We start from the raw sequence: 26,963 nt of genomic DNA on the forward strand, positions 1-26,963 counted from the left end.
TGGCCGACGCCATGCCGCTGCGCGACTTCCTGCATGAACTGAGCCGCTACCGCCACGGCTTGCTGGGCTGCGACGACGCCGTCGCCGGCCTGCGCATCTCCGGCGTCTTCCCGCTGGCCGACCTGGACGCCGTGCTGCTGTCGCTGCCCGATTCGTTGCCGGTGGAGGTGCGCCTGCGCACGCGCTACTGGGTGCAGGTGGAAGCGCGCCAGCCGCGCTGAAAATATATTTTGACGCCGGCGCAAAAAAAAGTACCCGCTTTCGTTTCTCGCGTGACCTGTGTAGGCAACGTTCTTTTTGACGACTACACCACAAGGTAACCATGTCTCTTGCCATTCATTCCCAGCCGCGCATCAAGCGCATGGCGCATGCCATTCAACTCGTCTGCATCGGTTCGGCCCTGCTGCTGAACGCCCAGGCGCCAGCCCTGGCGCAGGAAAGCGCCACAGCGCCAGCCACCAGTCAGGATTTCCAGGTGCCGGCCGGCGACCTGGCAGCGGCGCTGCGCCAGGTCGCCAGCCAGTCGCGGGTCATTCTCAGCTTCACGCCGGAACAGACGCGCGGCAAGACGTCGGCCGGCTTGAGCGGCCGCCACGACGTGCTGGCCGCCCTGAACGGCGTGCTGCGCGGCACGGGCCTGAAGGCCGAGCGCAGCGCCAACGGCAGCTTTGTCCTGCGTCCGGCCGATGCGGCGGCGGGTGGCGAAGCGCTGTCGATGATGCCGGAAGTGTCGGTCAAGGCGCAGCAGGATGCGACGGAAGGCTCGGGCGCGTATGTCTCGACCCTGCCGATCGCCACGGCCACGCCGCTGGGCCTGTCCGTGAAGGAAACGCCGCAATCGGTCAGCGTCATCACGCAGCAGCGCATGCAGGATCAGGGCTTGAGCACGATCGTGCAAGTGATGGCGCAAACGCCGGGCATCACGCTGTATTCGCTGGGCAGCGAACGCACGGGCTTTACCTCGCGCGGCTATTCGATCAGCAATTACCAGCTCGATGGCGTCAGCACGCACTCGGAAACCATGGGCCTCAATGCGATACCGTCGCAAAGCCTGGCCGACATGGCGCTGTACGACCGCATCGAAGTGCTGCGCGGCGCCTCGGGTCTGATGACGGGCGCGGGCGATGCCTCGGGTGCCATCAACATGGTGCGCAAGAAGCCGACGGCGCAGTTCCAGGCGTCCATCGAAGGCGAGCTGGGTTCCCACGATGAGCGGCGCGCCATGGCCGACATCGCGGGTCCGCTGAACGAGGCAGGCACCGTGCGCGGCCGCCTGGTGACGGTGTACGAGGAAGGCGACAGCATCGTCGACGGCTACAACCGCGCCAAGAAAGTGGTCTACGGCGTGGTCGAGGCGGACCTGTCCGCCGACACGAAGCTGACGGCCGGCGTCACGCACCAGCGCAAGCGCACGAATGGATCGTTGTCCTACCTGGGCTTTCCCCTGTTCTACAGCAACGGCACCATGACGGACCTGCCGCGCTCCTTCAGCCCGGCGGCCAAATCGAACCGCTTCGACACCAATTCGACCGACCTCTTCGCCACTGTGGAACACGCGCTGGCCAACGACTGGAAGCTGAAAATATCGGCCAACCGCGTGCAGTCGTCGCAGGAAGAGCGCGCCGTCTACCTGAGCGTCAGTGGCGGCTTGCCCGACCAGGCCACGGGCGATGGCCTGCGCTTGAACGCCGACTACCGCGACTACCAGCTCCAGATCAACAGCGTGGATGTCAATGTGCGCGGACCGTTCAGCGCATTCGGCCGCCAGCACGAACTGGTGCTGGGCATGGATTACAGCGAATTTCAAAGCACGACGGATGCCCGTTTCGACAAAAGCATCGAGCGCACGCCCGCCAACCTGTACCGCTGGAATCGCACGGCGACGCCCGTGTTTGGCGGCACCTATGGCACCAACGACAGCACGCGCCGCCAGGCCAGCGTGTATGCCGCCACGCGCCTCCACCTCTCCGAGCGCCTGAAATTGATCGCCGGGGCAAAAGTGCTGCGCTACGACGAAAATTACATCTCGAACACGCCTGCCGAGTCCTATTACAACGCGGCGCCAGCCTCGGAAAGCCGCGTCGTCACGCCGTATGGCGGCCTGGTGTTCGATATCGACGGCACGCACAGCGCCTACGCCAGCTACTCCACCATCCATCAGCCGCAAGCATCGCAGGACCGCTATGGCCAGCTGCTGGCGCCGCGCGAAGGCAAGACCCTGGAAGCGGGCGTCAAGAGCGGCTGGCTCGATGGGCGCCTGAACACGGCCGCCGCGCTGTACCAGATCCGCCAGAACAACCTGGCCGAGTCGGATCCAGGCTACTACGTGCCTGGCACCCAAAATTTCGCCAGCCGCGCCATCAAGGGCGCCAAAACCCAGGGCGTGGACCTGGAAGCGACGGGCGCCCTGACGCCGGACTGGAACATCTCGGCCTCGTGGTCGTACAGCCAGACGGAAAACAATGAAGGCAAGGCTATCCTGGGCACCTTCCCGCGCCACCTGGTGAAACTGTGGACCACTTACCGCCTGCCCGGCGAGCTGCATCGCCTGACGGTGGGCGGCGGCATGAACTGGCAGAGCCGCGTGTATTCCGACATCGACGCATGGCAGATCAAGAGTACCCTGCACTGGGAACAGAAGGCCTACTCGGTGGCCAGCCTGATGGCGCGCTACGACGTCAACGACAAGCTGTCGGCCACCGTCAACGTGTCCAACCTGTTCGACAAGCAGTACACGGCCTCGATCTCGGACTGGTGGTACTCGGGCATGTATGGCCCGGCGCGCAAGGTGGCGTTGAGCGTGCGCTATCAATTCTAGGCCGGGCTGAATATTTCACATTGGCGCAGGGCCGGTGATACAATTTTCCCGCTTCACGGGCGTTGCCGGCCATTGCCGTCAACGCCCGTGCCCATAGAGACACCCAAGGAGAATGTGTGAAGGACCTCGCCCCCGCCCTGCCAGCCGATCCGGCCGACCAACCCGCCAATCCCTCGCGCCGGCGCATTTTCCAGGCCGCTTCCGCAGTCGGCCTGGCCGCCAGCCTGCCAGCGCTGGCCGACGCCGCGCCAGCAAAAAAGACCATCGCCAAGGGTTCGCTCGACGCGAAACTCAAGGCGCACGTCAAGAACGTGGTCGTGATCTACCTGGAAAACCGCAGCTTCAACAACCTGTTCGCCAACTTCCCCGGCACCAGCGCGCCCCTGTCCGCCGTCACGGCTGAGCAGGCGCAGCAGCTGGACCGCGACGGCAAGCCGCTGGCCACCCTGCCGAAGATCTGGGGCGGCCTCGTGCCGAACCAGCAAAATATCGGCGGCACCGATTACCTGATCAAGGAAGACCAGATTTCCGGCCTGCCCAACGCGCCCTACAAATTGAGCGACGCGGCCGGCAAGCCCCTGCCCGAGAGCATCATCACGCGCGACCTCGTGCACCGCTTCTATAACAACCAGATGCAGATCAACGGCGGCAAGAACGACGGCTTTGCCGCGTGGGCCGACAGCGGCGGCCTGGTGATGGGCCACTACGGCGAAACGTCGAAAAACCTGAACCTGTGGCAGATCGCCGAGCAGTACACGCTGTGCGACAACTTCTTCATGGCGGCCTTTGGCGGCTCCTACATGAACCACCAGTTCCTCGTCACGGGCCGCGCCAACGAATATTTCAATGCGCTTGATACGGCGGCAAAGAAAAAGATCGCCGTGCTGTCCGACGGCCCGCAAGGCGTGCGCCTGGCGATCTCGCCCGACTGCCCCGCCTCCGCGCTGGACGGCAAGCCGAAATACGTCAATGACGGCGCCCTCACGCCGGATGGCTATGCAGTCAACACCATGGCGCCGCCATACCAGCCGAGCTACATCCGCCCCGCCTTTGACGGTGACCCGCTGCATGCTGATCCAGCTGACGCGAATACCCTGCCGCCGCAAACCTACGACACCATCGGCGACCTGCTGTCGCGCAAGGGCGTCAGCTGGGCGTGGTATGGCGGCGGCTGGCAAGCGGCGCTCGACCACAAGGGCGGCGGCAGCAAGCCGAACTTCCAGTTCCACCACCAGCCGCTGAACTATTTCAAGCAGTTCGCCCCCGGCACCGCGGCGCGCGCCGAGCACCTGCGCGACGGCGGCACGGGCGACAGTCCCATCTCGAACAAATTCCTCGCCGCCGCCGTGGCGGGCAAGCTGCCGGCCGTGACCTTCTACAAGCCGCAGGGTAATCTGAACCTGCACGCCGGGTACTCGGATATCGAATCGGGCGACCAGCACGTGGCCAACGTCATCCAGCATCTGAAGGAATCGCCGCAGTGGAAAGACATGATCGTGGTGATCACGTTCGATGAAAACGGCGGCTGGTGGGATCACGTGGCGCCGCCAAAAGGCGACCGCTGGGGTCCGGGCACGCGCATTCCCGCCATCGTCGTCTCGCCGTACGCGAAGAAAGGCGCCGTCGACCACAGTTTTTATGACACGACGTCGATCCTGCGCCTGATCACGCGCCTGCACGACCTGCCGCTGCTCGAAGGCCTGAAAGTGCGCAATGACGCCTTTGCGTCACGCGGCGCGCTGCCGCCGGGCGACCTGACGGGCGCCCTCAGCTTCCGCTAAGCCACCCACAATGCGGCACGCCTGTGATACACTGCGTGCCGCACTTAAATCCGCAGGACAAGTTTTCCTGCAGGTTGTCCCAACAATGAGCCCGACTCCAGTAGCCGGGCTTTTGTTTTGTGGATGAAGTTAAAGCGTATAGACATAGGCGGGCAGCACCTTGCCCGCCCCCTGGTTTTCGCAGGCCAGGGACAGAGGTTAGCAAATGAGAGATAAAAAAGACAACGCCACCATCGACTTGCCCGGCTTCGGCCCGCCGCCAGCGCACGAGGCCCAAGAGCCGGCGCCGGAGCCGCAGCGCCGCACGCGCGCGCGCAAGGTGGCTTTGAAGCAGGTGCAGCTCGAATTGCTGGAGCCGACCGACGCCACGGGCTTGCCCGTCTGGACGCGCGACGCCGGACTCGATCTCACCGGTTTGCCCATCTGGGCTCCCGATACCTGATTTCCCAACGCGGGCGGCCGTTTGCCGCCGGCTTCATCACCATCCGCACAAGGGCGTAGAACGCCTGTAGACTGTGCCCATCCACCCGCTTTTTACCGGCTCCGCCCTTATGAACACCACCACTGCCACTACCACTTCTTTTTCCAGCCTGCCGCTGACGCCCGCCTTTTTGGCCAATCTGGACTCGCTCGGCTACCACGAGATGACCACCATCCAGGCGCAAAGCCTGCCGGCGGTGCTCGATGGCCGCGACCTGATCGCCCAGGCGAAAACGGGCAGCGGCAAGACGGCCGCCTTCGGCATCGGCATCCTGCACAAGCTCAATCCGGCCTGGTTCGCCGTGCAGGGCCTGGTGCTGTGCCCCACGCGCGAACTGGCCGACCAGGTGGCCAATGAGCTGCGCCGCCTGGCCCGCGCGGCCGGCAACATCAAGATCCTGACCCTGACGGGCGGCGCGCCGATGCGTCCGCAAATCGCTTCGCTGGAACACGGCGCCCACATCGTCGTCGGCACGCCGGGCCGTTTGCGCGACCACCTGGGCCGCGGCACCATCAACCTGAATCACGTGCAAACCCTGGTGCTCGATGAAGCGGACCGCATGACGGACATGGGCTTTTACGAGGAAATCGCCGGCATCGTCAGCGCCTGCCCGGCACGCCGCCAGACCTTGCTGTTCTCGGCCACGTATCCGGAAGACATCCGCCGCGCCACGGCGTCGTTCCTCGTCAATCCGCTGGAAGTGACGGTCGAGGCGCAGCACGACAACGACAAGATCGAACAGCGCTTCTATGAAATCGGCTTCGACGAGCGCAATGGCGCCGTCGGCAAGCTGTTGAAACACTTCAAGCCGGAATCGACCCTGGCCTTCTGCAACACCAAGGTGCATTGCCGCGAACTGGCCGACGAGCTGCGCCAGCAAGGCTTTTCCGCGCTGGCCCTGTACGGCGAGCTGGAACAGCGCGAGCGCGATGAAATCCTCGTGCTGTTCGCCAACCGCAGCTGCTCCGTGCTGGTGGCCACCGACGTGGCCGCGCGCGGCCTCGATATTTCCGACCTGGGCGCCGTGATCAACGTCGACGTGTCGAAGGACACGGAAGTGCACATCCACCGCATCGGCCGCACGGGCCGCGGCAGCAAGAAGGGCCTGGCCCTGTCGCTGTGCGCGCCGAATGAGAAAAAATGGGTCAAGCTGATCGAGCAATACCAGAACAGCGCCGCCGAATGGCACGACCTGAAGGAACTGGCGGAAGATGACGGCATGGAGGCGCTGCCGGCGCCGATGGTCACCCTGTGCATCATGGGCGGCAAGAAGGACAAGCTGCGCCCGGGCGACTTGCTGGGCGCGCTGACGGGCGATGCCGGTCTGACCAAGGAACAAGTGGGCAAGATCAACGTGTTCGAGTTCATGACCTACGTGGCGCTGGACCGCAAGGTGGCCGAAGCAGCCTTCAAGCGCCTCAACGCGGGCAATACCCTGGGGCGCGACTTCGGCAACATCAAGGGCCGCAGCTTCAAGATGCGCTTTATCGAGGCGTAAGCGCCTGCAAGGCACGCAGGGCCGCCATGGCCCTGCGTCCCGGATAGTCTTCCCGCACGGGATACTGCCGGCGGTAGTAGCAGTTCCAGTAGCTGATGCTGCGCCGCTCCAGCGTGTCCACATAGGCGGGATTCTCCCGCAGGTAGCGTGCCAGCGCCTGCGCATTCCAGGCCGGCAGAGCCGCGCCTATCACCTCGACAATCTCCAGCACGTATTCGCCGCACAGGTGCACGACGAAGGGCACCGTCCACGCCCGCTCCTGCAACAGCAACTGCCTTGCACACGCTTCGCGCACATGGCCGTCGTGGTGGCGCGCGCCCAGGCACAGGGCGAGCACGCCCGCGTCGCCGGGCAGCCGCGTGCAGGCCAGCAAGCGCTCGCTGTCGTAATACGTGCGCGTCGGAATCAGCAAAGTCTCGCCATCCTGGCGCACGGCAAATGGCGGGTGCGCGTGATTACTCCCCAACACGGGCAGCAGCTGCGCCACCGTGCCGGCCAATGCGGCCGGAAAGGCATCCGCTTCAGCCATCGCGATCTTCCTTGCACACCTTGCGCACGCCCAGCGCAGGCATGTCGACCTTTTCAAAGATCACATTCGAATACCATGCGGCAGGATCGCCTTCGGTGGGCTTGCCCAGCGAGATATAAAAGCCGCCATGCGTGAACAGGGCCGTGGTTTCCTTGCCGGGCCTGGCGGCTTGCAGGAAGCCGGGCCAGGCCGCCTTGTCGACGGGCGTAAAACGCGCGGCCAGCAGCGCCAGCAAACGCGCATGCGTGGCTGGCGCATACGGGAACAGGTACAGGTACTCGACCAGTTCACCGCCGTCGGCCAGGCGCGTGACGGCGGATGTCGCCGCATCCACTTCACTGCCAAAACGACAGAGCACCCCGCCGCTGTAGGCGAAATCGATGACGGTCGCCGGCGCGCACGCCTGCCGTTCGCGGTCGATGCCGACGGGCGGCAACGCGCGCACTTGCGCCAGCAGCGCCTCGCCCGACGTGGCCAGCGCGGGAAAGCCAGGACATTCGCTGGCCGCCTGCGCGGCAGAAAAGACCAGGCAACAACTCAGTAGCAGCAAACCACGATTCACGGCATCTCCAGTTTCGTCAGGCGGCCATTATGCCGGACATCTTCACAAAGGCCGCGCCTGTTGCCCCTGCGGCGTATCGTCGATGTCATAGCCGGCCGCACGCGCCAGTGCGCGCAAGCGGTCCGCCTCGGCCCACTGGCGCTGCGCGCGGGCGATGGCCCGTTCCGCCATCCACGCCTGCACCGGCTGCGGCACCTCTACCTGCGCCGGCTGCCAGGCCAGCAGATCGAGCCCCAGGGCCGCATCGAAGCGGGCCATCGTGGCCTGTTTGACGGCATCCGGCAGCTCGCTTCTCAGCAGCTCCCAGGCCACGGCCAGCGCGCGCGGAAAGTTCAGGTCATCGTTGATCTGCGCCGCAAAGCGCGCCAGCCATGCAGGATCGGGATCGGCCTCCCCTTGCGCTTCGCCAAGGCCATGCACGCTGACGCGCAGGCGCGCCAAACCGCTGGCGGCGGCGCGCAGGGCTTCGTCCGTGAAATTGAGGCTGCTGCGGTAGTGGGCGCCCAGGCACAGGTAGCGGTAGGCCAGCGGATCGACGCCCTGCTCCACCAGGCTTTGCAAACGCAAAAATTCGCCCGACGATTTCGACATCTTCGCATCCTGTGTTTTCAGGAAGGCGCCGTGCAGCCAGAAGTTGGCCAGGCGCGTGCCGTGGCGCGCTTCCGTTTGCGCGATCTCGTTGCTGTGGTGGACGGCCACGTGGTCTTCGCCGCCGCAATGGATGTCGAAGTACGTCCCCAGGTGCTTTTCCGCCATGGCCGAGCATTCGATATGCCAGCCCGGGAAACCCAGGCCCCACGGACTGTCCCATTCCATCTGCCGCCGTCCCGGCACGCCGCTGAACTTCCACAGCGCGAAGTCGCAGATGTCGCGCTTTTCTCCCAGGTCCACGCGCTTGCCCGCCTGCAGGCCGTCGCGGTTCAGGCGTGCCAGTTTTCCATAATTGTCCTGGCGCGTCGTGTCGAAATAGATGCCGTCGTCCGTGCGGTAAGTGTAGCCCTTCGCTTCCAGGTCGAGGATGAAGGCAATCTGCTCGGCGATGTGGTCGGTGGCGCGGCACCAGACGGTGGGCGGCAGGATATTCAGCGCGTGCAGGTCATCCTCGAACGCGCGCGTGAATTCAGCGGCGATATCCCAGGCTGACTTGCCGCTGCGGGCGCTGCGCGCCTCGATCTTGTCGTCGCCGCTGTCGGCATCCGACGTCAGATGGCCGACGTCCGTGATGTTCATCACGTGGCGCACTTGCAAGCCGTTGCATTCGAGCGCGCGGCGCAAGCCGTCGACGAACAGATAGGTGCGCAGGTTGCCGATGTGCGCGTAATCGTAGACGGTGGGACCGCAGGCGTACAGGCCCGCCTGGCCCGGGGCGATGGTCTCGAAGGGCCGCAGGCTGCGGCTATACGTGTCGTACAAATGAAGTGTCATGCGGGACTTTCATGTGCGTTGCGGAAAAAGAAAATGGCCACAGGTTTTTCAACACTGTGGCCATCGGAATGAGGAGTAAAAGTTTAACGGCGCCGGGCCGCATCCTCGCGAAGCCAGGTACACGGACACAGCGCAGCGGCGGCGCGGTATGCAGGGACTGGATGGAGGATGGAAGAGATCATGGAGACAATATCGCATGCGCGCGGGCGGGCCGTCAAGCCCTCCCGCGACGCGGGCCTACTTTTTCGCCTGCTCGATATGCGGCAGCAGCACCGTCAACATGCCCAGCAGCGGCAGGTAGGAGCAGATTTTATACACATAGGCGATGCCTGCCACGTCGGCCAGGTGGCCCATGGCGGCGGCCGCGATGCCGGACACGCCGAACATCAGGCCAAAGAAAATCCCCGCGATCATGCCCACCTTGCCCGGCACCAGTTCCTGCGCGAAGACGACGATGGCGGAAAAGGCGGACGAAATCACGAAGCCGATGATCACCGTCAGCACGGCCGTCCAGAACAGGTCGACGTAGGGCAGCAGCAGGGTAAATGGCGCCGCGCCCAGGATGGAAATCCAGATCACGCGCTTGCGGCCGATGCGGTCGCCGATGGGGCCGCCCATGAAGGTGCCGGCCGCCACGGCGGCGAGGAACAGGAACAAATACAGCTGGGCATCGCTGAGCGACAGGTGAAACTTGTCGATGAGGTAAAACGTGTAGTAACTCGACAGGCTGGCCATGTAGATGTACTTCGAAAACACCAGCAGGGCCAGCACGCCCAGCGCGCCAATCACCTTGTTGCGCGACAAGTTCGGTCCAAGGCCGCCCGTCTTCGGCTTGAAGCTGGCCAGGTGGCCGCTGTACCAGTGGCTGACCTTGTACAGCACGCCGATGGCCAGCACGGCCAGCAAGCTGAACCAGGCGACATTGCCATGGCCACGGTTGACGATGACGGCGGCCGCCAGAAGCGGTCCCAGCGCGGAACCGACGTTGCCGCCCACCTGGAACAGCGACTGGGCAAAGCCATAGCGTCCGCCCGAAGCCATGCGCGCCACGCGCGACGCTTCCGGGTGAAAGGTCGACGAACCGACGCCGATCAGGCCAGCGGCGAGCAGCAGGGTCGGAAAGGTCGACACGACGGACAGCATCAGCACGCCGGCCAGGGTAAAGCACATGCCGACGGGCAACAGGAATGGCAGCGGACGGCGGTCCGTGTACAAGCCGATCCAGGGCTGCAACAGCGATGCCGTGCACTGAAACGTCAGGGTAATGAGGCCGACCTGGGTAAAACTGAGTGAAAACTCGGCTTTCAGCATCGGATAAATCGACGGCAATAATGCCTGGATCAAGTCATTGAGCAAATGCACGAAGGCGACGGCGCCCAGGATGTGCATGGCCAGACCGGATTGTTGTTGGGAACTATGAAGCGAAGGAGCCGCCGGCACGGACTTGGCCAATGCTGGGGCAGTTGTGGTTGTGTGCATGTGTCATCCGCAATAATCGGGCACGGCGGGCGGCCCGGCAAAGAAGCCAGTATAGTATGGTCACTGAACTGATAACTTCCAATAATCGTCGCCCAAGTGACAACTAGGTGACAAGCCAACGACCAGCATGTACACCCAACCACTCGTCCAGACCCATCCCGACGGCGTGCCGTTCAGCCGCAGCACCAGCTCGCACGATTACCAGCACGTGCCGCGCCCCGTGACGGCCATGTCCAGGCAATATGCGGCCGGCGACTACACGGCGCCGCACAGCCACGTGCGGGCGCAGCTGCTGTATGCGACGGAAGGCGTGATGCGCGTGTCCACCGAGCACGGCGTGTGGATCTTGCCGCCGCGGCGCGCCCTGCTGATCCCCGTGGGCGTCGTGCATGAAGTCCACATCTTGAGCGAACTGAGCATGCGCACCGTGTACATCGATGCGCAAGTGGCGGCCCCGTATGGCGACGATTGCAAGGTGCTGGAAGTGAGCCGGCTGTTGCGCGAGCTGATCCTGGCCCTGCTGGCCGAACCGGTCGAATATGCGCTGGCGGGGCGCGGCGACTGGCTGGCGCACCTGATCCTGTCGGAACTGGCGGCGGCCGATACCGTACCCCTCGCCATCCCCTGGCCGCGCGACCGGCGCCTGGTTGCCGTCTGCTCTGCCATCATGGAAGCGCCCGGCAGCCGGCGCAGCATCGAGGAGTGGGCGCAGGACGCGGGCGCCAGCGCGCGCACTTTGATCCGTTTATTCCCCAAGGAAACGGGCTTGCATTATCGCCAATGGCTGCAGCAAGTCCACCTGGCCGAGGCCTTCTGCCGCCTGGACCGGGGCGAAGGCGTGGCGGCCATCGCCTATGCGCTGGGTTACGCCAGCCCCAGCGCCTTCAGCGCCATGTTCCGCCGCATCCTGGGCCGCACGCCGCAACACTACCTGAGCGAGTGGCGCGCCGCCGACTAAACGAAAAAAGCAGCCCGTGGGCTGCTTTCGTCAAGTGGTTTGCCGGCAATTGTCAATTGTCGGCTTACGCCCTGCGGGCCAAGCCGACCTACTCTTTTTCGCCGGCAATCAGGCGGTAGGCCAGCCGCGTAGGTCGGCTTAGCGTGGCATGGCCACGCGTAAGCCGACAAGCTGCGTTGCCGGCATTGTCGGCTTACGCCCTGCGGTCTAAACCGGCCTACTCTTTTTCGCCCGCGATCAGGCGGTAGGCCAGCGCGCCCAGCAAGGCGCCGATGATCGGTGCCAGCCAGAACAGCCACAGCTGGCTGGTGGCCCAGTCGCCCACGTACAGGGCCACGCCCGTGCTGCGGGCCGGGTTGACGGAAGTATTGGTGACGGGAATGCTGATCAGGTGGATCAGCGTCAGCGCCAGGCCGATCGGCAGCGGGGCGAAGCCGGCCGGCGCGCGCTTGTCGGTGGCGCCCAGGATGACGATCAGGAAGAACATCGTCAGCACGATTTCAATGACCAGCGCCGACAGCATCGAGTAGCCGCCCGGCGAATGGGCGCCGAAGCCGTTCGAGGCAAAGCCCTTGCTGACATCGAAGCCGGCCTGGCCGCTGGCGATCACGTACAGCACGCCGCCGGCGACGATGGCGCCCAGCACTTGCGCGATGATGTACGGCAAAAGTTTATTGGCGGGAAAGCGGCCGCCGGCCCACAAGCCGATCGAGACGGCGGGATTCAGGTGACAGCCCGAGATGTGGCCGATGGCGTAAGCCATGGTCAGCACCGTCAGGCCAAACGCCAGCGCCACGCCGACAAAGCCGATGCCGAGGCCGGGAAAGGCGGCGGCCAGCACGGCGCTGCCGCAACCGCCCAGGACCAGCCAGAACGTGCCGAGAAATTCGGCGCCATATTGTTTCATGATGTATTCCTTTAAATAGTCGAGAAAACGTACCAGGGGACGACCAGACAGACCGCTCATTGAGCTCGCCCTCACCGCATGGCGATGGCAAGGCAAAACACCAGCAAAGTACGGCTACGCAATCGCAGCACAGCGCGCATAATGACATGTTGTCATTATCAAGGCAACATTAATCTCATGCAACAATATTAATGGTCATCCTGGAATCAACTATTAATTTAATAACCATTATGGCGCGGGGCGGCGCATGTATTTGTGCGGCGCCTCCAGTGGCGCAAAACCAAAGCCCGCATACAGGCGATGCGCATCATCGGTCCCCAGCATCCAGGCGACCTCGCGCAAGCGCTCGTCGCCGAGCACGGCGGCCACCATCTGCTTGCCATAGCCCCGCCCCTGGTATGGCGGCAGCACGAACACGTCGCGCAGGTAGGCAAAATCCGTGTAGTCGGTGATGACCCTGGCGAACGCCACTTGCTGGCCGTCCACGTAGCCGCCGAAGCACAGGGCGTTGGCGATCCCCTTGCGCACGGTTTCAATCGCCACGCCGCGCTTCCAGTACGATTGCTCGCTCAGGTAGCGGTGGATCATGGGCACGTCCAGGTCGCCGCGCTCGCTGGAAATGTGTAGTGGCGCGTGCATCAGTTCTTGTACAGCAAGTCGGCCTCAGCGATGCTGGGCTCGCCGAAATACACGGTGCGCGGTTCGCCCTTGGCATCGCTGCCCATGTACACGCCCGTCATGCTGCGCTGGGCCGGATCGTACAAAATAGAATAGCGGTGGCCGCAATTGTGCGGCTCGCAGACACTGCTCAGCAGACGCGCCTTGCCGTCGATCTCGACGGGCTTGAGCGGACTGGCCACGCCATCGGGCACCCAGCGCTGCCGCTTCAGGCCCGCCTTTTTCAGGCCGATATTGAAGGCCTTGCGAAAGGCGTAGTCAGACTTGTAGACGTCGGGGAAATACGGGCAGGCAGGGCCGCCATCGCAGCTTTGCGCCTGCTCGATCAGCGACAGTTTGGGCGTACGCGCTTGCGCCGGCATGGCGGCCAGCGTCACGGCGGCGCCAAGGAACAGGGGTAAGAGCAAACGTGCGGACATGCAATCTCCTAAAAGCATCCAATAATGGGTGCAGCATAGCAGAATGGCATGCTTGCGCAGCGGCCTCAGGGAGAACAGCGGATGCCGACGACCCCGTTGACCTTGCCTTCCGCCCAGCCCGTCTCGCGCCAGCGGTACACGCCGGGCGCGACGATGATCAACTGCCATTCCACCAGCTTGCCAGCGGCATTGACACGGGTTTCATTGTCATAGCGCAACGTCAAGCTATGCTCCGTTTCCGCCACCACGGTCGCGGCAAAGCGGTTGGTTTCACCCAGCTTGCTTTTCCACGTCCGGTCATTGAAGATCGCCAGCCGCTGATGATCGTCAGACAGCTGCATGCGCGTAAAGTGCCGCGCTTCTTCGCAGACACTATTCGTATTCACGCTGTCGGACCAGCTGCCAGACAATTGCGTGGCGTCGAAAGGAGTCGGGGTGGCGGCCACGGCCGCGCTCAGCAGCAAGATTGCAAGCATAATTTATCGCAAGAAAACGAAAAGAATCATCATGGCAGGCGCAGCGCCAGGGTAATGCTCGACGGCAGCGCCGGCGTGCGCCGGTGCAAGGTCGCCTGCTCGTAGGCGTACGCCATCGCAATGAGCTGCATGTCACCGTGGGCAGGACCGATGAAGGACAAACCGACCGGCGCGCCGCCGGCCACGCCGGCCGGCACCGTGATATGCGGCAAGGCCGACGGCGCCTGCGCCACGCCATGACAGGTAGGCCCCACCAGCGCATCGAACCCATGCGAGCACAGCAACGCTTCGATGCCGCCAGGCACGGGCGCGGCCGGGATCTCGATCAGTTGCGCGCCCTGTTCGCGCAACGCCAGCAGCGCCTGCCCGATCACGGCATCGGTCCCGGCACACTGGCCGAACAGGCTGCGCGCCACGCCGATGCGGCGCCCATGCAAACCGGCAGTATCGAGCACCACACCATCGGCCAGGCGCTCGCCGCTCAAGGCTGCGAGCAGCCAGGCCGCCTCACGCACGCTGGGCGCCATCGGTCCGGCCGTGGCTGGCTCACCGCCCTGCCCCGCGGCAGTCCTGCCCGTGGGCTTGATGGCGACCAGGCCGCAGTTTGAAGCAGGCGCGACGATGGAGCCGTCCGCCGCGCTGTCGACGGCCAGGATGGTCAGCCCGGCCCAGCTGGCAGTGGCATGCGGCACGCTGACGGCGGCCCACTGGCGCAAATTGCTTTTGCCGATGATGACGGCGCCGGCCGCGCGCAGGCGCGCCGCCACGAAGGAATCGCAGCCGGCATGCGTGGCCAGCGGTGACTGCGTGCGCGTCTTCATGCGGTCGCCCGTGGCGATATTGTCGCGCAAGACGACGGGAATGCCATGCAAGGGACCGCGCACCTTGTGCACTTGCCGTTCGCGGTCCATTTCCAGGGCAATTTTCAGCGCATCGGGATTGATTTCAATGCCGGGATAGGCGCGCGCGCCGATGCTGCACAGGGAGCGGATGCGCCCCAGGTACTGCGACGTCAGCGCATGCGAACTGAGTTTGCCTGCCTGCATCATCTGCTGTTGCGGCAAGACGCCCGCATCGAGCAGATGAGCCATGGGACTGGCGGGCGCCGTGGCACGGGCCAATACGGGACGCGACGCGCCACCGCGTAACATCTGACTGCGCTGCATGGTATCTCCAGGAAACTTCAATGTTTCTACCGCAATAATGTTCTAGCCATAGCATAGCAGTCCTTGCAACACAATTGTTGTTGAAGGGAATTATTTTTTAAGCAAAAAAAAACGCTGCCCGAAGGCAGCGTTTCTTGATGATTTGGCACTGGGGCAAATCAGTTGCGTACAACACGCTTGTATTCGTTGGTACGGGTGTCGATTTCGATGACGTCGTCCTGTGCCACGAACAGCGGCACTTGCACAGTGTGGCGATGTGCGTCGATGGCGTTTTCGATCTTGGCTTCTTTCAGGACGTTGCCCGAGGTGTTGCCCTTGACCGCTGGCTCCGAGTACACCACCTGACGGGCGATGGTCGTAGGCAGTTCAACGGAGATTGCTTTGCCGTCGTAGAAAATGGCTTCGCATTCCATGCCATCTTTCAGGTAGTTCAGCGCTTCGCCCAGGTTTTCTTCTTCGATTTCGTACTGGTTGTACTCGGTGTCCATGAACACGAACAGCGGGTCGGCGAAGTACGAATACGTCACTGGCTTTTTATCCAGAACAACAACGTCGAACTTGTCGTCGCCGCGGAACACGTTTTCCATCGGGGTGTTCGTCAGAAGATTTTTCATCTTCCATTTGTAGGTGAAGCCCGTGCGGCTCGAACCGTTGACATCAGAACGCAACACGATCATTGGCTTGCTGTCGACCATGATGATATTGCCAACACGAATTTCTTTTGCGGGTTTCATAGGAATGTACGTAAAAAGTGGGTTGCATGAAGACCATCTGCCGCCTGTGCGCCATCAGCGCCGCAAGCTTGCGTTTGATCGGTTAAAAATACGTTAGAAATAACCGGGCATTTTACCTTAATTTTTGGCAAGCGCCTATCTCGTCGCGCCAGCGAACGCCAGCAGCTTACTTGCCAGATCGCCATTAGCCTGCATCTGCCGCTGCCAGGCCTGCGCCTGCGCCCGGATGCGCGGCAGATCGGCCTGCAATGCGGGCCACAGCTGCGCCCACGGCAAGGCATCCGCGCTGGCGCCGTTCCAGACCAGCGCCGCTTGCACCAGGCTGTCGATGGCGCCGTCCGCGTCCATCGCATAGCGCTGCAGGAAGGCGCGCAATTTCACGTGATGCAAGTTTTCATCCTGCACATAGATATGCCAGAGAAACGGCTGGCCGGCCCATTGCGCGCGCACGAAGGAATCTTCGCCGCGCACGAGGTTGACGTCGCACGCCCACAGCAGGCGGTCGTAATCGTCTTGCGGCACGAACGGCAGCACGCGCACGGTGAGCGCGCCGCGCGTGCGCGCCGCACCGGCCACCGCCGCATCATCGCCGATAAAGGCCTGAACGGCATCGAACGCGACGCCTTCCGGCACCAGGCACGTCACGGGTTCGCTGCCCGCCTGCCACACGCCAAACAGCTCGGCGACGGGCGCGGACGGGTAGCAGAACAGCGATACCTTCAAGGCAGACATTTCCGCCGGACTCACGCCGAATTGCCCCAGGAATGCCGCCATAACGCCGGCATCAGCCTGGAATGCCAGCCTTTTTTCATCGAGCGCCGCCTCGCGCAGCAAGCCGCCCGTTTTATTGGTAAAACCGGGGAAGAAGAAATGCTTGATCATGCCGTGGCGCGGCGACGTCAGCGCATGACAGCCCTCGACCCACTCTTCCGCCGTCAAGCCTTCCAGGTTCAGCCATACGGGCTGCGGGGCGCACTGCGCCATGGCGGCAATATAGCCGGGCGGAATGTCGCAGGCAAAAAACTCGATGACGATATCGGCGATATCGGCGGGCGCAAACACGCCATCCTGGCCGCGCCAGTGGCGGATCATGACGCCCGAGACGCGCTGCGCTTCGGCCGCCACGTCGACTTCAGGACAGATACGCTGGAAACTCGGTAAATCATCGACCCACAGGGTGACGGCGACGCCATGCTCGCCGCTCAACTGCCGCGCGAGGCGCCAGCAAATACCGATATCGCCGTAGTTGTCGACGACTTTGCAGAAGATGGCCAGAGATGCTGCGCGATCGGTGGGTAATGGCATATGCAATGGAAAGAGAAAAACGTTGGCATGGCGGCCCATAAAAAAAAAAGCCGCGCTGTTACCAGGCGGCTTTGTTGTTGGCTGATTCAGCCGGTCTGGCGTCCCCAAGGGGATTCGAACCCCTGTACTCACCGTGAAAGGGTGATGTCCTAGGCCTCTAGACGATGGGGACAGAAAATCTGTCCTGGATGCGCTGCTTTGCATCCCGACCTTATTACTACGCGAATCTGGCGTCCCCAAGGGGATTCGAACCCCTGTACTCACCGTGAAAGGGTGATGTCCTAGGCCTCTAGACGATGGGGACAGAAATCTGTCCTGAATGCGCTACTTTGCATCCTGACCCGGCACTGCAGCAATATGGCAGAAACAAAAAAAGCCTGACTTGTCAGGCCCGTTCAGCACTGCTCTTTTACTTTACAACTAAATCCTGGCGTCCCCAAGGGGATTCGAACCCCTGTACTCACCGTGAAAGGGTGATGTCCTAGGCCTCTAGACGATGGGGACCTGTGCTGGCTTTACTCTCAGCGGACTCTTCGTTGAAGGCTTTGCTTAGCCCCTCAAAAAAGCGTGCGCGAAGTTTAACACGAAGCGATTCACGAAATCAACTGCCGGGGGTTTTATTTTCCATCTTATTTGCACAGATCTCCCTATGGGGCAGAAGATGCGCGTGCGATATGGAAATACTGCGTTATTGCAATTTCAGCAGGCGTAAAAAAAAGCCGCATAAGCGACTCGGCATGAATATCGATGTTGATTTAGGTCGACGGTGTTGTCGGATTACGCTGCGCTAATCCGACCTACGCCCTGAGCCGAGGGATATGACGATTAATAAACGGACGAAAAAAAAGCCGCTCGAGGCGACTTTGATTTATTCACTACCTGTTTCTGCGCTGTTGGCGGAGGTTTGCGGGAGCTAACCGCTGACCTCTTGCATGCCATGCAAGCGCGCTAACAGCTTAGCCATATTCCCCCAAGGGTATGGCGGAAATACTTCGCCAAAATAAAAAAAGCCGCTCTAGGCGACTTTGATTTATTCACTACCTGTTTCTGCGCTGTTGGTGGAGGTAAGCGGGATCGAACCGCTGACCTCTTGCATGCCATGCAAGCGCTCTCCCAGCTGAGCTATACCCCCCGGGCGCAGAAACACTGCTACTTCTTTACTACAACACCAGACTGAACTGGCGTCCCCAAGGGGATTCGAACCCCTGTACTCACCGTGAAAGGGTGATGTCCTAGGCCTCTAGACGATGGGGACCTCGGTACTACAGTTTGCTACTTTACTCCTGCGCTGTTGGTGGAGGTAAGCGGGATCGAACCGCTGACCTCTTGCATGCCATGCAAGCGCTCTCCCAGCTGAGCTATACCCCCCGGGCGCAGAAATAATAAAAGCCGCACTTGGCGACTTTGTTCCACTACTTGCTTTCCATCCAGATTCCGTTTTTTACGGGCCTGAACTTACAACAATCAGTACAAACAACTGCCACTACTATACCACAACTACCTGGCGTCCCCAAGGGGATTCGAACCCCTGTACTCACCGTGAAAGGGTGATGTCCTAGGCCTCTAGACGATGGGGACCGCGGAACTTCCAAACAACATCTGCACCACTTCAACGACTAACAAAACCTGACTGCGATTTTGCTGCTGGTGGAGGTAAGCGGGATCGAACCGCTGACCTCTTGCATGCCATGCAAGCGCTCTCCCAGCTGAGCTATACCCCCGTTGGTGCAGAAACAAGAGTATAGCAAAGAAGTTTCACTCTGCAAATACCCTTTTTCGTCTATGAGCAACTTTTCATAGGGGCGGTTTCCGCACCGTATTTTTACGCGAATTTAAGAGCGGCGATTACAGCCACTTTGCCAGGCGCGCCAGCACGGTGTCGCGGCCGAAGATCACCACCACCTGGTCGATGGCCGGGGTCTGCAGCTGGCCCGTCAAAATCAAACGCAAAGGCATGGCCAGCAGCGGCATCTTGATGGTGTTGGCGGCCAGCACTTCCTTGATCATGGCGGCGACGGCTTCCTTGCTCCACTCCACCGTGGCGATGCGCTCGGCGAACTGCGCCAGCACTGGCTTGATGGCGTCCGTGATGTGCTGCGCCGCCAGTTCCGCTTCCGGCTGCGGCGCGCGGAAGAACAGCATCGAGGCGGCCGCCAGTTCATTGACCGTGTTGGCGCGCTCTTTCATCATGCCCAGCACTTGCGCCAGGTCCGGCGCGCCTTCGAAGACGGCGCCGGCAGCGACCATTTGCGGACGCGCCAGGCTGGCCAGACGCGTGTTGTCGGCCTGCTTGATATAGTGGTTGTTCAGCCAGGCCAGTTTTTCATTGTTGAACTGTGCCGCCGATTTCGACAGGTGGTTCAGGTTGAACCACTCGCAGAACTGCTCGGTCGAGAACACTTCATCGTCGCCATGGCTCCAGCCCAGGCGCGCCAGGTAGTTCAGCATCGCTTCCGGCAGGAAACCCTGCGCCGGGTAATCCATCACGCTGACGGCGCCGTGGCGCTTCGACAGCTTCTCGCCGTCCGCACCCAGAATCATCGGCAGGTGGCCGTACAGCGGCAGCGGTGCGCCGATGGCGCGCAGGATGTTGATCTGGCGCGGGGTGTTGTTGACATGGTCGTCGCCGCGGATCACGTGGGTGATCTGCATGTCCCAGTCGTCAACGGCCACGCAGAAGTTATACGTTGGCGTGCCGTCCGGGCGGGCGATCACCAGGTCGTCCAGTTCGCGGTTCGAAATCGTGATCGTGCCCTTGACCACGTCGTCCCACGTCACGTCGCCATCGAGCGGATTCTTGAAGCGCACGACGGGCTTGCGGTCGGCAGGAATGGCCGGCAGGGTCTTGCCCGACTCCGGGCGCCAGGTGCCATCGTAGCGGGGCTTTTCGCCGGCGGCGCGCATGCGCTCGCGCATCGCTTCGACTTCTTCCTGCGACGAGTAGCAGTGGTATGCCGTACCTTCAGCCAGCATCTGCGCCACCACTTCGCGGTAGCGGTCCATGCGCTGCATCTGGTAGAACGGACCTTCGTCGTGATCCAGGCCCAGCCACTTCATGCCTTCGATGATGGCTTGCACGGCTTCCGGCGTGGAACGCTCCACGTCCGTGTCTTCGATGCGCAGCACGAAAGTGCCGCCGAAGTGGCGGGCATACGCCCAACTATATAAAGCGGTGCGGGCGCCGCCCAGGTGCAGATAGCCGGTCGGGCTGGGAGCGAAACGGGTACGGACGGGAGTAGCGGTTGTGGTCATCGAAGTAGTCAGGCTTGAATAAGTAAAACGCCATTTTACTACCTAAGCAAAGCCCTAAGGCAAACCCCGGGGTCAGTCACTTCGTGATCGAAATGGGGCCCACTGGGTCCCATTTCCCCTGAGGGTCTGACCCCGGTCCTTCAAGGGGCTTGTCTTATAGTGCCAGCAGCCGCCTTTTTACTTCTTCCGCCTGCGCATGCAGCGCCTGCTCGAACAGGGCGACCAGTTGCGACAGGGGCCGGTGCAAAGGTTTCACGAGATTTACGGTGAACGGCAATGACACGGCAAAGCGGCGGATCTGCAAGCCCTGCCCCGCATAGTCGAGGGCCGTGAGCGGATTGACGATGGCCAGCCCCACGCCTTCGCGCACCATCGCGCAGACGGAAGCGGCGCTGTGTGTGTCGAGCGCCATGCGCCGCTCCACGCCGGCCTGCGCGAAGATGGCGTCGATCTGCTGGCGGTAAGGGTCCACGGCGGCCAGGCTGATGAAAGGCTGGCCCGCGAAGTCCGCCGGCTGCAGCACGGTTTTACTTGCGAGCGCATGGCCGTCCGGCAGTACACACACTTCATCGACGGACATCAAGGTATCGAGCGCGGTACCCGGCGGCGCATTGCCCACTTCCGTCAGGCCGATATCGTGGCGCTGCGCCGACAGCCACTCTTCCAGCAGCGGCGACTCCTGCGGCGTGATGCTGATGCTCACCTTGGGAAAATCGGCGACGAAGCGCTTGCACGCCTGCGGCAGCAGGGACTGGGAAAACACGGGCAGGCAGGCGATCGACAGCTGGCCCTGGTCGAACTGGCGCAGGGCTGCCGCCGTGCTGACGATGCGCTCCAGGCCGAAATACGCGCGCTGCACTTCCTCAAACAGTTGCAGCGCCTGAGCCGTCGGACGCAACCGCCCCCGCTCGCGCTCGAACAGGGTGAGGCCCGTCAAGTGCTCGAGGCGCGCCAGCTCGCGGCTGACGGTGGGCTGCGACGTGCGCAGCATGGCGGCGGCGGCCGTCACGCTGCCCGTCGTCATGATGGCGCGGAAGACTTCGATATGGCGCAAGGAGATAGTCATGTCCATATCATAAATGAATAAGGTCAGCGCAAATGGATATTTTATGTTTAGCCCAAAAAACGGCATCATGGCCAGCATCGTAGGTCGGATTAGCGGGCAAAGCCCACGTAATCCGACACCACCCCACAACATGACAAAGACAACCACCATGAAACCAGTGCCAGACGCCACCCTCACCCAACTCGCCCAGGAACACGGCACGCCATTGTGGGTGTATGACGCGGCCACCATCCGCGCGCGTGTGGCCCAACTGGCGCAGTTCGACACGGTGCGCTTCGCGCAAAAGGCCAATTCGAACATTCATCTGCTCACCCTGATGCGTGAAGCGGGCGTGCACGTGGACGCCGTCTCGCTGGGCGAGATCGAACGCGCGCTGCAGGCAGGCTTTACGCCGGCGCAAACGAACGGCGCCGCCGGCGTGGTGTTCACCTGCGACCTGTTCGACCGCCCTACCCTGGCGCGCGTAGCGGCGGCAAAGATCGAAGTCAATTGCGGCTCCGTCGACATGCTGCGCCAGCTGGGCCCTGTGTCGCCCGGCCACCGCGTCTGGCTGCGCATCAATCCCGGCTATGGCCACGGCCACAGCAACAAGACCAATACGGGCGGCGAAAACAGCAAGCACGGTATCTGGCATGAAGAGCTGCCGGAGGCGCTGGCCGTCATCCGCGCGCATGGCCTGCACCTGGTCGGCCTGCACATGCACATCGGCTCGGGCGTCGACTACAGCCACCTGGAAACCGTCTGCGGCACCATGGTCGACCTGGTCAAGAACATGGGCCACGACATCGAAGCCATTTCCACGGGCGGCGGCCTGTCCGTGCCTTACCGCGAAGGCGAGCAGCCCGTTGACACGGACCACTACTTCCAGCTGTGGGATGCGGCGCGCAAGCAGATCGAGGGGCACCTGGGCCACCCCGTGCACCTGGAAATCGAACCGGGCCGCTTCCTCGTGGCCGACGCGGGCCTGCTGGTGGCCGAGGTGCGCGCCACCAAGCAAATGGGCGGCAACCATTTCACCTTGCTCGATACGGGTTTCAATGAACTGATGCGCCCCGCCATGTACGGCAGCTACCATGAGATGTCGGTCATCGCGCATGACGGCCGGGCACTGGACACCCAGCACGCCACCGTGGTCGGCGGCCCCCTGTGCGAATCGGGCGACGTGTTTACCCAGCGCGATGGCGGCGTGGTGGAAACACGCCTTCTGCCTGCAGCGCAGGTGGGCGACTACGTCGTCTTCGAAGGCGCGGGCGCGTATGGCGCGTCGATGTCGTCGAACTACAACAGCCGTCCGCATGCGGCCGAATACCTGGTCGATGGAGAGCAGTCCCGCTTGATCCGCCGCCGCCAGACGGTGGCCGAGCTGATCGCACTGGAACAACTGTAAAACCACGCCGCGTGCGGGCATGCGCATCTGCTAACATCGGGGCAACTCGATGAAAGCCCGCCATGCCCGCCACCACCCTTGCCCGCCGCAGCGGCGTTTTTCTACTGCCTCTGCTGCCCCTGCTGCTGTCCGCCTTCCTCACCGGCTGCGCTTCACTGCCCTCGCTGGAAGGCCGCATTCCCTCCACCGTCATTGCCGACACAAAGCACACCCAGCTGGCCACGGCCATTGCGCCCATGGTGGCGCAGCATCCGGGCGTGTCCGGCATTTATCCACTGGTGGACGGACGCGATGCCTTTGCCGCGCGCGCCCTGCTGGCCGCCGCCGCCCAGCGCAGCCTGGACGTGCAGTACTACATCTGGCACAAGGACATCACGGGCACCCTGCTGTTTGACGCCCTGCGCCAGGCGGCCGAACGGGGCGTGCGCGTGCGCCTGCTGCTCGACGATAACAACACGGCGGGGCTGGACCAGACCCTGACGATGCTGGGCAAGCAGCAGAATCTGGAAATCCGCCTGTTCAATCCCTTCGTGCCCCGTTCACCGCGCGCACTGGCCTTTGCCACGGACTTTTCCCGCCTCAACCGGCGCATGCACAATAAATCGTTCACGGCCGATAACCAGGCCACCATCGTCGGCGGGCGCAATGTGGGCGATGAATATTTTGGCGCGGCCGGCGACGTGCTGTTCGCCGACCTGGACGTGCTGGCCATCGGCCCCGTCGTCGACGATGTCTCGCACGATTTCGACCGCTACTGGAACAGCGCCTCGGCCTACCCGGCCAGGCTGCTGCTGACCAGCCCTGTTGAGGGCGACGCGGCCACCATCGCCGCCGAGGCGGACCGCATCGACGACACCAAGGCAGCCGAGGAATACGTGCAGGCGCTGCGCACCTCGCCCTTCGTCAAGCAGATGATGGAACGCACCCTGCCCTTCGAATGGGCCAGGACGCGCATGGTCAGCGACGACCCGGCCAAGGTGCTGGACCAGGCCAGGCCAGGCACGGGCGTGGCGGACAAGCTGCAAAACCTGCTCGGTGTGCCGGAAAAGGAAGTGGACCTGGTGTCGCCGTATTTCGTGCCCGGCAAGTCGGGCACGCAAGCCTTTGCCGACCTGGCAAGAAAAGGCGTGGGCGTGCGCATCCTGACGAATGCATTGGAAGCGACCGATGTGGCGGCCGTGCATGCGGGCTATGCGAAGTGGAGGAAACCGCTACTGGAAGCGGGCGTGCTGCTGTACGAGTCGCGCCGTTCGTGGGAACGGGGCGATGCGCGCGAACAGCCGGGCCGCTTCGGCAGCTCCGCATCGAGCCTGCATGCGAAGACCTTTGCCGTCGACGACCAGCGCATCTTCGTCGGCTCGTTCAACTTCGACCCGCGCTCGATCGAGCTGAATACGGAAATGGGCCTCGTCATCGACAGCCCCGTGCTGGCCAGCCAGCTGGGCCAGGCCATGCGCACCACGATCCCGCAACGCGCTTACCAGGTCATGCTGGGCGACGACGGTGCGCTGTACTGGATCGCCCGCGACGCCAGCGGCACCACCACGCGCTACGACACGGAACCGGGCACCAGCGTGTGGAAGCGCATGGGGGTGGCGATTTTGTCGGTGCTGCCGATAGACTGGCTGCTGTAAGCGGTTTTGCCAACGATGTCGTCGGATTACGCGGGGCTTTGCCCCGCTAATCCGACCTACGCTCTATGCCCACCACAAGGCCAATGTAGGTCGGCTTAGCGCGCAGCGCGTAAGCCGACAACACCACAAGCCAACATCGTTAGCGTACCGCCTCCGTCAACACCCGCCCCTCCGACGCCGACGGCTGGCGTATGCGCAGCAGGTGGGCCAAGGTCGGCGCGATGTCGACCACTTCCGCGTACTGGCCATAGGCGCCCGGCTTGATCCAGCGGGGGCCGAAGACCATCAGCGGCACGTTGGTGTCATACGTGTACGGTGTGCCGTGCGACGTGCCGCCGCTGCCCTTGCCGAAGTACCAGGCCGGTTTTGTCACCAGCATCAGGTCGCCCGACAGCTGGCGGTTCCAGGCGCGGCGCATCAGGGTGTCCATGCGCGTGGCGACGGCCCCCGTTTCCATCTGCGTGCGCGTGTAGACTTGGGCCAGGCCGTCCTGCAGCAGCAGGAAGCGGGCCGCCGTGTCTTCCAGCGCGGCGCGATGGATGCCGTTCTTTTCCGCCAGCGCGTAATCGAGGTAGATATTCGGCAGCGAGGACGTCGTCACCAGCTTGTCGATGCCCAGGCTTGTCGCCAGGTGCTGGTTCAAGGCATCGACCAGTTTGGCGCCATCGATGCGCTTGGCCGAGAAGCCGCGCGTTTCGGCAAATTCCGGCACGTTGGCAAAACCATGGTCGGCCGTCAGCACCACCAGCACGTTGTCCATGCCGACTTTTTTATCGAGATCAAGAAAGAAACCGGCCAGCATGCGGTCCAGGCGCTGCAGGTGGTCGTGCGACATCTTGCTTTCCGGGCCGTAGGCATGGTTCACGTAGTCGTGCGCGGACAAGCTCACGCCGAGGATATCGGGCACGCCGGCCGGATTGCGGCCCAGGCTCTCGCCATCGATGGCGGCGCGGGCGAATTCCAGTGTCAGTTCATCGAGGAAGGGACCGGACTTCAGGCGACTGTAGTACTCGCCATCGAGCTTGCCGCTGTCGCTGTAATAGGCAAACGGGAAGGTGTTGCGCGTGCCCGGCTTGGCCGCCACGATGTCATCGCGGGCATCATTGACATAGGCCGCATCGGCCAGCAGCGGCGTCCAGCTCTTGCCGTAATAGCGGTCCTGCGGCTTGGCGGCCTGGTAGCGCTGCACCCATTGCGGATGCTGCTGCATATAGTAGGTGCTGCTGGCGAAATTGCCCGTCTTTTCCATGTACATATAGGCCGTGCCCGTTTTCCCGGCCAGCAGGATGGCGCCGCGGTCCTTGCCGGACACCGTGACGACCTTGGACTTGTCGCCCGTGGAATAGCGCAGCTCGTCGCCCAGGGTGCTCACGCGCAGTTTCGTCGGCGCCGTGCCGTCGTCGGGTTGTGTTGCTTCGCCGATGTAGTGGAAATTGCCATCCTCGGTGCAGTACACGGATTTTTTCGTGACGGGGTCGATCCAGTTATTGCCGATCACGCCATGCTGGTAAGGATAGGCGCCCGACAGCACGGCCGAATGGCCGATGGCCGTGACCGTGATGCCATGCGCCTGGTGCGCATCGCTGAACCACGCGCCCTGCTCCAGCAGGCGGCGGAAACCGCCCTGGCCGAACTGGTCGCGGTAGCGCGTCACCTGTTCCTGCGGCAAGCCGTCCACTACCAGCACGACGACCAGCTTCGGCTGCGTCGCAGCATTGGGAACTGCCTTGGCCGCATGCGCCTGGCACGCCGCCACGCCAGCGACCAGCAGCAGCGCCTGCGCCAGTTGCCGGGAAAGGGAGAAATGTTTCGTCATATCCGCTCATCAAAAGTTAGGCCACCGGCCAGCATACGCCGACTATATGACACAATAATGACAAGAGGCAACAATATAAAAAAGGCCAGGCTCCATCGCTGGAACCCGGCCTTTGCCGCAACAGACAATCTGCCTGACTTACTTGACCGTCACCTTGATGCTTTTGCTTAACTCCGGCCCATACGACTGGTGCAAGCCATTGGCAAACTGCATGGTGAGCGTGTACTGGCCCGGCGGCAAGGTGACGTCCGTTTCCGTTTGTCCTTTGCCGAAATGCAAATGCTTTTCGTCCATGGGTATCATCTCGCCCGCCTTCATCGGCCCCATATTGATGAGCAGATGATGGTGGCCCGTCTTGGCCGTCATGTCGCCGGCCGGCTTGACGTCCATGCCTTTGACGGCAAATTTCACTTTGAACGGGCTCGTCACCGTCGCGCCATCGACTGGCTCGACGAAGGAAACGGATTGCGCAAACGCGCTGGCGGCCAGCAGGCTGCCGGCGACCAGGACTGCGGCCTGGCGCAGGAATACGGTGGTCAATTGCATGATGTCTCCTCTTGTTTGATAACAACACAGACTGCATGAAACCATA

The 26,963-nt window shown here is 62.8% G+C and carries 22 protein-coding genes, 8 tRNA genes and 1 pseudogene; 8 read left to right on the plus strand and 23 right to left on the minus strand.

Annotated features, from left to right (window positions below; all coding sequences use genetic code 11):
- From HWE17_RS26010 to dbpA, 5 genes and pseudogenes are all read left to right on the plus strand, one after another.
- Window positions 1–221: pseudogene (locus HWE17_RS26010) on the plus strand (iron dicitrate transport regulator FecR); the annotation flags it as partial.
- Between the two features lie 101 nt (window positions 222–322).
- Window positions 323–2,818, plus strand: a complete 2,496-nt coding sequence (locus HWE17_RS26015) for a TonB-dependent receptor (protein WP_176390777.1) — start codon at window positions 323–325, stop codon at window positions 2,816–2,818.
- Window positions 2,819–2,934: 116 nt separating this feature from the next.
- Window positions 2,935–4,599, plus strand: coding sequence for an acid phosphatase (locus HWE17_RS26020; RefSeq protein ID WP_176390778.1), 1,665 nt, complete (start codon window positions 2,935–2,937; stop codon window positions 4,597–4,599).
- 205 nt (window positions 4,600–4,804) lie between these two features.
- The gene (locus tag HWE17_RS26025; protein ID WP_176390779.1) at window positions 4,805–5,041 is read left to right on the plus strand and encodes a hypothetical protein; all 237 of its coding nucleotides are present in this window, start codon (window positions 4,805–4,807) and stop codon (window positions 5,039–5,041) included.
- A gap of 109 nt (window positions 5,042–5,150) precedes the next feature.
- Entirely contained in the window at window positions 5,151–6,578 is a 1,428-nt protein-coding gene (dbpA, locus tag HWE17_RS26030) for an ATP-dependent RNA helicase DbpA (protein ID WP_035817307.1), read from the plus strand.
- Here dbpA and HWE17_RS26035 read toward each other — a convergent pair.
- The 4 genes from HWE17_RS26035 to HWE17_RS26050 form a co-directional block, all read right to left on the minus strand.
- Window positions 6,565–7,107 carry a hypothetical protein gene (locus HWE17_RS26035; RefSeq protein ID WP_176390780.1) on the minus strand — a complete coding sequence of 181 codons (543 nt, stop codon included), beginning with the start codon at window positions 7,105–7,107 and terminating at the stop codon, window positions 6,565–6,567. The genes dbpA and HWE17_RS26035 overlap by 14 nt on opposite strands.
- Window positions 7,100–7,669, minus strand: coding sequence for a hypothetical protein (locus tag HWE17_RS26040; RefSeq protein ID WP_176390781.1), 570 nt, complete (start codon window positions 7,667–7,669; stop codon window positions 7,100–7,102). The genes HWE17_RS26035 and HWE17_RS26040 overlap by 8 nt, the downstream gene beginning before the upstream one ends.
- A 42-nt stretch (window positions 7,670–7,711) precedes the next feature.
- Window positions 7,712–9,094 (minus strand): cysteine--tRNA ligase, encoded by a 1,383-nt coding sequence (gene cysS / locus HWE17_RS26045; protein ID WP_176390782.1) that lies wholly within the window; start codon window positions 9,092–9,094, stop codon window positions 7,712–7,714.
- A 237-nt stretch (window positions 9,095–9,331) separates the two neighbouring features.
- Window positions 9,332–10,483, minus strand: coding sequence for an MFS transporter (locus HWE17_RS26050; protein WP_217916895.1), 1,152 nt, complete (start codon window positions 10,481–10,483; stop codon window positions 9,332–9,334).
- A 217-nt stretch (window positions 10,484–10,700) separates the two neighbouring features.
- Here HWE17_RS26050 and HWE17_RS26055 point away from each other — a divergent pair, with 217 nt between their 5' ends.
- On the plus strand, window positions 10,701–11,531 hold the full coding sequence (locus HWE17_RS26055; RefSeq protein ID WP_176390784.1) for a helix-turn-helix domain-containing protein: 831 nt from the start codon (window positions 10,701–10,703) through the stop codon (window positions 11,529–11,531).
- A gap of 217 nt (window positions 11,532–11,748) precedes the next feature.
- On the opposite strand, the gene aqpZ is transcribed toward HWE17_RS26055, so the two are convergent.
- The 17 genes from aqpZ to HWE17_RS26140 all read right to left on the minus strand — a co-directional run bounded on the left by aqpZ (window position 11,749) and on the right by HWE17_RS26140 (window position 21,534).
- Complete coding sequence (aqpZ, locus tag HWE17_RS26060; RefSeq protein ID WP_035817302.1) at window positions 11,749–12,438, minus strand: aquaporin Z; 690 nt, start codon at window positions 12,436–12,438, stop codon at window positions 11,749–11,751.
- A 228-nt stretch (window positions 12,439–12,666) separates the two neighbouring features.
- Window positions 12,667–13,077: a GNAT family N-acetyltransferase gene (locus HWE17_RS26065; RefSeq protein ID WP_176390785.1), complete on the minus strand. Its 411-nt coding sequence runs from the start codon at window positions 13,075–13,077 to the stop codon at window positions 12,667–12,669.
- Window positions 13,077–13,535: an Ivy family c-type lysozyme inhibitor gene (locus HWE17_RS26070; protein WP_176390786.1), complete on the minus strand. Its 459-nt coding sequence runs from the start codon at window positions 13,533–13,535 to the stop codon at window positions 13,077–13,079. The genes HWE17_RS26065 and HWE17_RS26070 overlap by 1 nt, the downstream gene beginning before the upstream one ends.
- A gap of 65 nt (window positions 13,536–13,600) precedes the next feature.
- Entirely contained in the window at window positions 13,601–14,011 is a 411-nt protein-coding gene (locus HWE17_RS26075) for a hypothetical protein (protein ID WP_035817293.1), read from the minus strand.
- A 29-nt stretch (window positions 14,012–14,040) separates the two neighbouring features.
- Window positions 14,041–15,177: an amidase family protein gene (locus tag HWE17_RS26080; RefSeq protein WP_051958244.1), complete on the minus strand. Its 1,137-nt coding sequence runs from the start codon at window positions 15,175–15,177 to the stop codon at window positions 14,041–14,043.
- A 158-nt stretch (window positions 15,178–15,335) separates the two neighbouring features.
- A complete protein-coding gene (locus HWE17_RS26085) occupies window positions 15,336–15,911 on the minus strand; it encodes an elongation factor P (RefSeq protein WP_034758247.1) in 576 nt (191 codons plus the stop codon).
- Window positions 15,912–16,046: 135 nt separating this feature from the next.
- Window positions 16,047–17,216 carry an elongation factor P maturation arginine rhamnosyltransferase EarP gene (gene earP, locus HWE17_RS26090; RefSeq protein WP_176390787.1) on the minus strand — a complete coding sequence of 390 codons (1,170 nt, stop codon included), beginning with the start codon at window positions 17,214–17,216 and terminating at the stop codon, window positions 16,047–16,049.
- 96 nt (window positions 17,217–17,312) lie between these two features.
- Window positions 17,313–17,388: transfer RNA gene (locus HWE17_RS26095), tRNA-Glu, on the minus strand.
- 56 nt (window positions 17,389–17,444) lie between these two features.
- A tRNA-Glu gene (locus tag HWE17_RS26100) sits at window positions 17,445–17,520 on the minus strand.
- 124 nt (window positions 17,521–17,644) lie between these two features.
- Window positions 17,645–17,720, minus strand: a tRNA-Glu gene (locus tag HWE17_RS26105).
- 552 nt (window positions 17,721–18,272) lie between these two features.
- Window positions 18,273–18,348: transfer RNA gene (locus HWE17_RS26110), tRNA-Ala, on the minus strand.
- Window positions 18,349–18,395: 47 nt separating this feature from the next.
- Window positions 18,396–18,471, minus strand: a tRNA-Glu gene (locus HWE17_RS26115).
- 37 nt (window positions 18,472–18,508) lie between these two features.
- A tRNA-Ala gene (locus HWE17_RS26120) sits at window positions 18,509–18,584 on the minus strand.
- A gap of 134 nt (window positions 18,585–18,718) precedes the next feature.
- Window positions 18,719–18,794, minus strand: a tRNA-Glu gene (locus HWE17_RS26125).
- Window positions 18,795–18,861: 67 nt separating this feature from the next.
- Window positions 18,862–18,937 (minus strand) — tRNA-Ala (locus tag HWE17_RS26130).
- 124 nt (window positions 18,938–19,061) lie between these two features.
- Complete coding sequence (gene gltX, locus HWE17_RS26135; RefSeq protein WP_035826626.1) at window positions 19,062–20,468, minus strand: glutamate--tRNA ligase; 1,407 nt, start codon at window positions 20,466–20,468, stop codon at window positions 19,062–19,064.
- A 154-nt stretch (window positions 20,469–20,622) separates the two neighbouring features.
- Complete coding sequence (locus HWE17_RS26140; RefSeq protein WP_176390788.1) at window positions 20,623–21,534, minus strand: LysR family transcriptional regulator; 912 nt, start codon at window positions 21,532–21,534, stop codon at window positions 20,623–20,625.
- A 148-nt stretch (window positions 21,535–21,682) separates the two neighbouring features.
- Between HWE17_RS26140 and lysA the strand changes: the two genes are divergently transcribed.
- Window positions 21,683–22,921, plus strand: a complete 1,239-nt coding sequence (lysA, locus tag HWE17_RS26145) for a diaminopimelate decarboxylase (protein WP_176390789.1) — start codon at window positions 21,683–21,685, stop codon at window positions 22,919–22,921.
- A gap of 62 nt (window positions 22,922–22,983) precedes the next feature.
- Window positions 22,984–24,555, plus strand: coding sequence for a phospholipase D family protein (locus HWE17_RS26150; protein WP_176390790.1), 1,572 nt, complete (start codon window positions 22,984–22,986; stop codon window positions 24,553–24,555).
- Window positions 24,556–24,694: 139 nt separating this feature from the next.
- Here the strand turns inward: HWE17_RS26150 and HWE17_RS26155 are convergent, their stop codons facing one another.
- Entirely contained in the window at window positions 24,695–26,371 is a 1,677-nt protein-coding gene (locus HWE17_RS26155; protein WP_255206392.1) for an alkaline phosphatase family protein, read from the minus strand.
- A gap of 138 nt (window positions 26,372–26,509) precedes the next feature.
- Window positions 26,510–26,917 carry a DUF4399 domain-containing protein gene (locus HWE17_RS26160; protein ID WP_176390791.1) on the minus strand — a complete coding sequence of 136 codons (408 nt, stop codon included), beginning with the start codon at window positions 26,915–26,917 and terminating at the stop codon, window positions 26,510–26,512.
- Between the last annotated feature and the right edge of the window lie 46 nt (window positions 26,918–26,963).

The organism is Janthinobacterium sp. BJB401 (genome assembly GCF_013372745.1).
Taxonomy (GTDB): domain Bacteria; phylum Pseudomonadota; class Gammaproteobacteria; order Burkholderiales; family Burkholderiaceae_D; genus Janthinobacterium; species Janthinobacterium rivuli.

Coding starts and splice junctions, on each gene's coding strand:
- HWE17_RS26025 (WP_176390779.1), top strand. CDS start 4,805: ATGAGAGATAAAAAAGACAACGCCACCATCGACTTGCCCGGCTTCGGC.
- gltX (WP_035826626.1), bottom strand. CDS start 20,468: ATGACCACAACCGCTACTCCCGTCCGTACCCGTTTCGCTCCCAGCCCG.
- HWE17_RS26065 (WP_176390785.1), bottom strand. CDS start 13,077: ATGCACGCGCCACTACACATTTCCAGCGAGCGCGGCGACCTGGACGTG.
- cysS (WP_176390782.1), bottom strand. CDS start 9,094: ATGACACTTCATTTGTACGACACGTATAGCCGCAGCCTGCGGCCCTTC.
- HWE17_RS26155 (WP_255206392.1), bottom strand. CDS start 26,371: ATGACGAAACATTTCTCCCTTTCCCGGCAACTGGCGCAGGCGCTGCTG.
- HWE17_RS26140 (WP_176390788.1), bottom strand. CDS start 21,534: ATGACTATCTCCTTGCGCCATATCGAAGTCTTCCGCGCCATCATGACG.
- HWE17_RS26160 (WP_176390791.1), bottom strand. CDS start 26,917: ATGCAATTGACCACCGTATTCCTGCGCCAGGCCGCAGTCCTGGTCGCC.
- HWE17_RS26150 (WP_176390790.1), top strand. CDS start 22,984: ATGCCCGCCACCACCCTTGCCCGCCGCAGCGGCGTTTTTCTACTGCCT.
- HWE17_RS26055 (WP_176390784.1), top strand. CDS start 10,701: ATGTACACCCAACCACTCGTCCAGACCCATCCCGACGGCGTGCCGTTC.
- earP (WP_176390787.1), bottom strand. CDS start 17,216: ATGCCATTACCCACCGATCGCGCAGCATCTCTGGCCATCTTCTGCAAA.
- HWE17_RS26050 (WP_217916895.1), bottom strand. CDS start 10,483: ATGCACATCCTGGGCGCCGTCGCCTTCGTGCATTTGCTCAATGACTTG.
- HWE17_RS26035 (WP_176390780.1), bottom strand. CDS start 7,107: ATGGCTGAAGCGGATGCCTTTCCGGCCGCATTGGCCGGCACGGTGGCG.
- HWE17_RS26070 (WP_176390786.1), bottom strand. CDS start 13,535: ATGTCCGCACGTTTGCTCTTACCCCTGTTCCTTGGCGCCGCCGTGACG.
- HWE17_RS26080 (WP_051958244.1), bottom strand. CDS start 15,177: ATGCAGCGCAGTCAGATGTTACGCGGTGGCGCGTCGCGTCCCGTATTG.
- lysA (WP_176390789.1), top strand. CDS start 21,683: ATGAAACCAGTGCCAGACGCCACCCTCACCCAACTCGCCCAGGAACAC.
- dbpA (WP_035817307.1), top strand. CDS start 5,151: ATGAACACCACCACTGCCACTACCACTTCTTTTTCCAGCCTGCCGCTG.
- HWE17_RS26015 (WP_176390777.1), top strand. CDS start 323: ATGTCTCTTGCCATTCATTCCCAGCCGCGCATCAAGCGCATGGCGCAT.
- aqpZ (WP_035817302.1), bottom strand. CDS start 12,438: ATGAAACAATATGGCGCCGAATTTCTCGGCACGTTCTGGCTGGTCCTG.
- HWE17_RS26075 (WP_035817293.1), bottom strand. CDS start 14,011: ATGCTTGCAATCTTGCTGCTGAGCGCGGCCGTGGCCGCCACCCCGACT.
- HWE17_RS26085 (WP_034758247.1), bottom strand. CDS start 15,911: ATGAAACCCGCAAAAGAAATTCGTGTTGGCAATATCATCATGGTCGAC.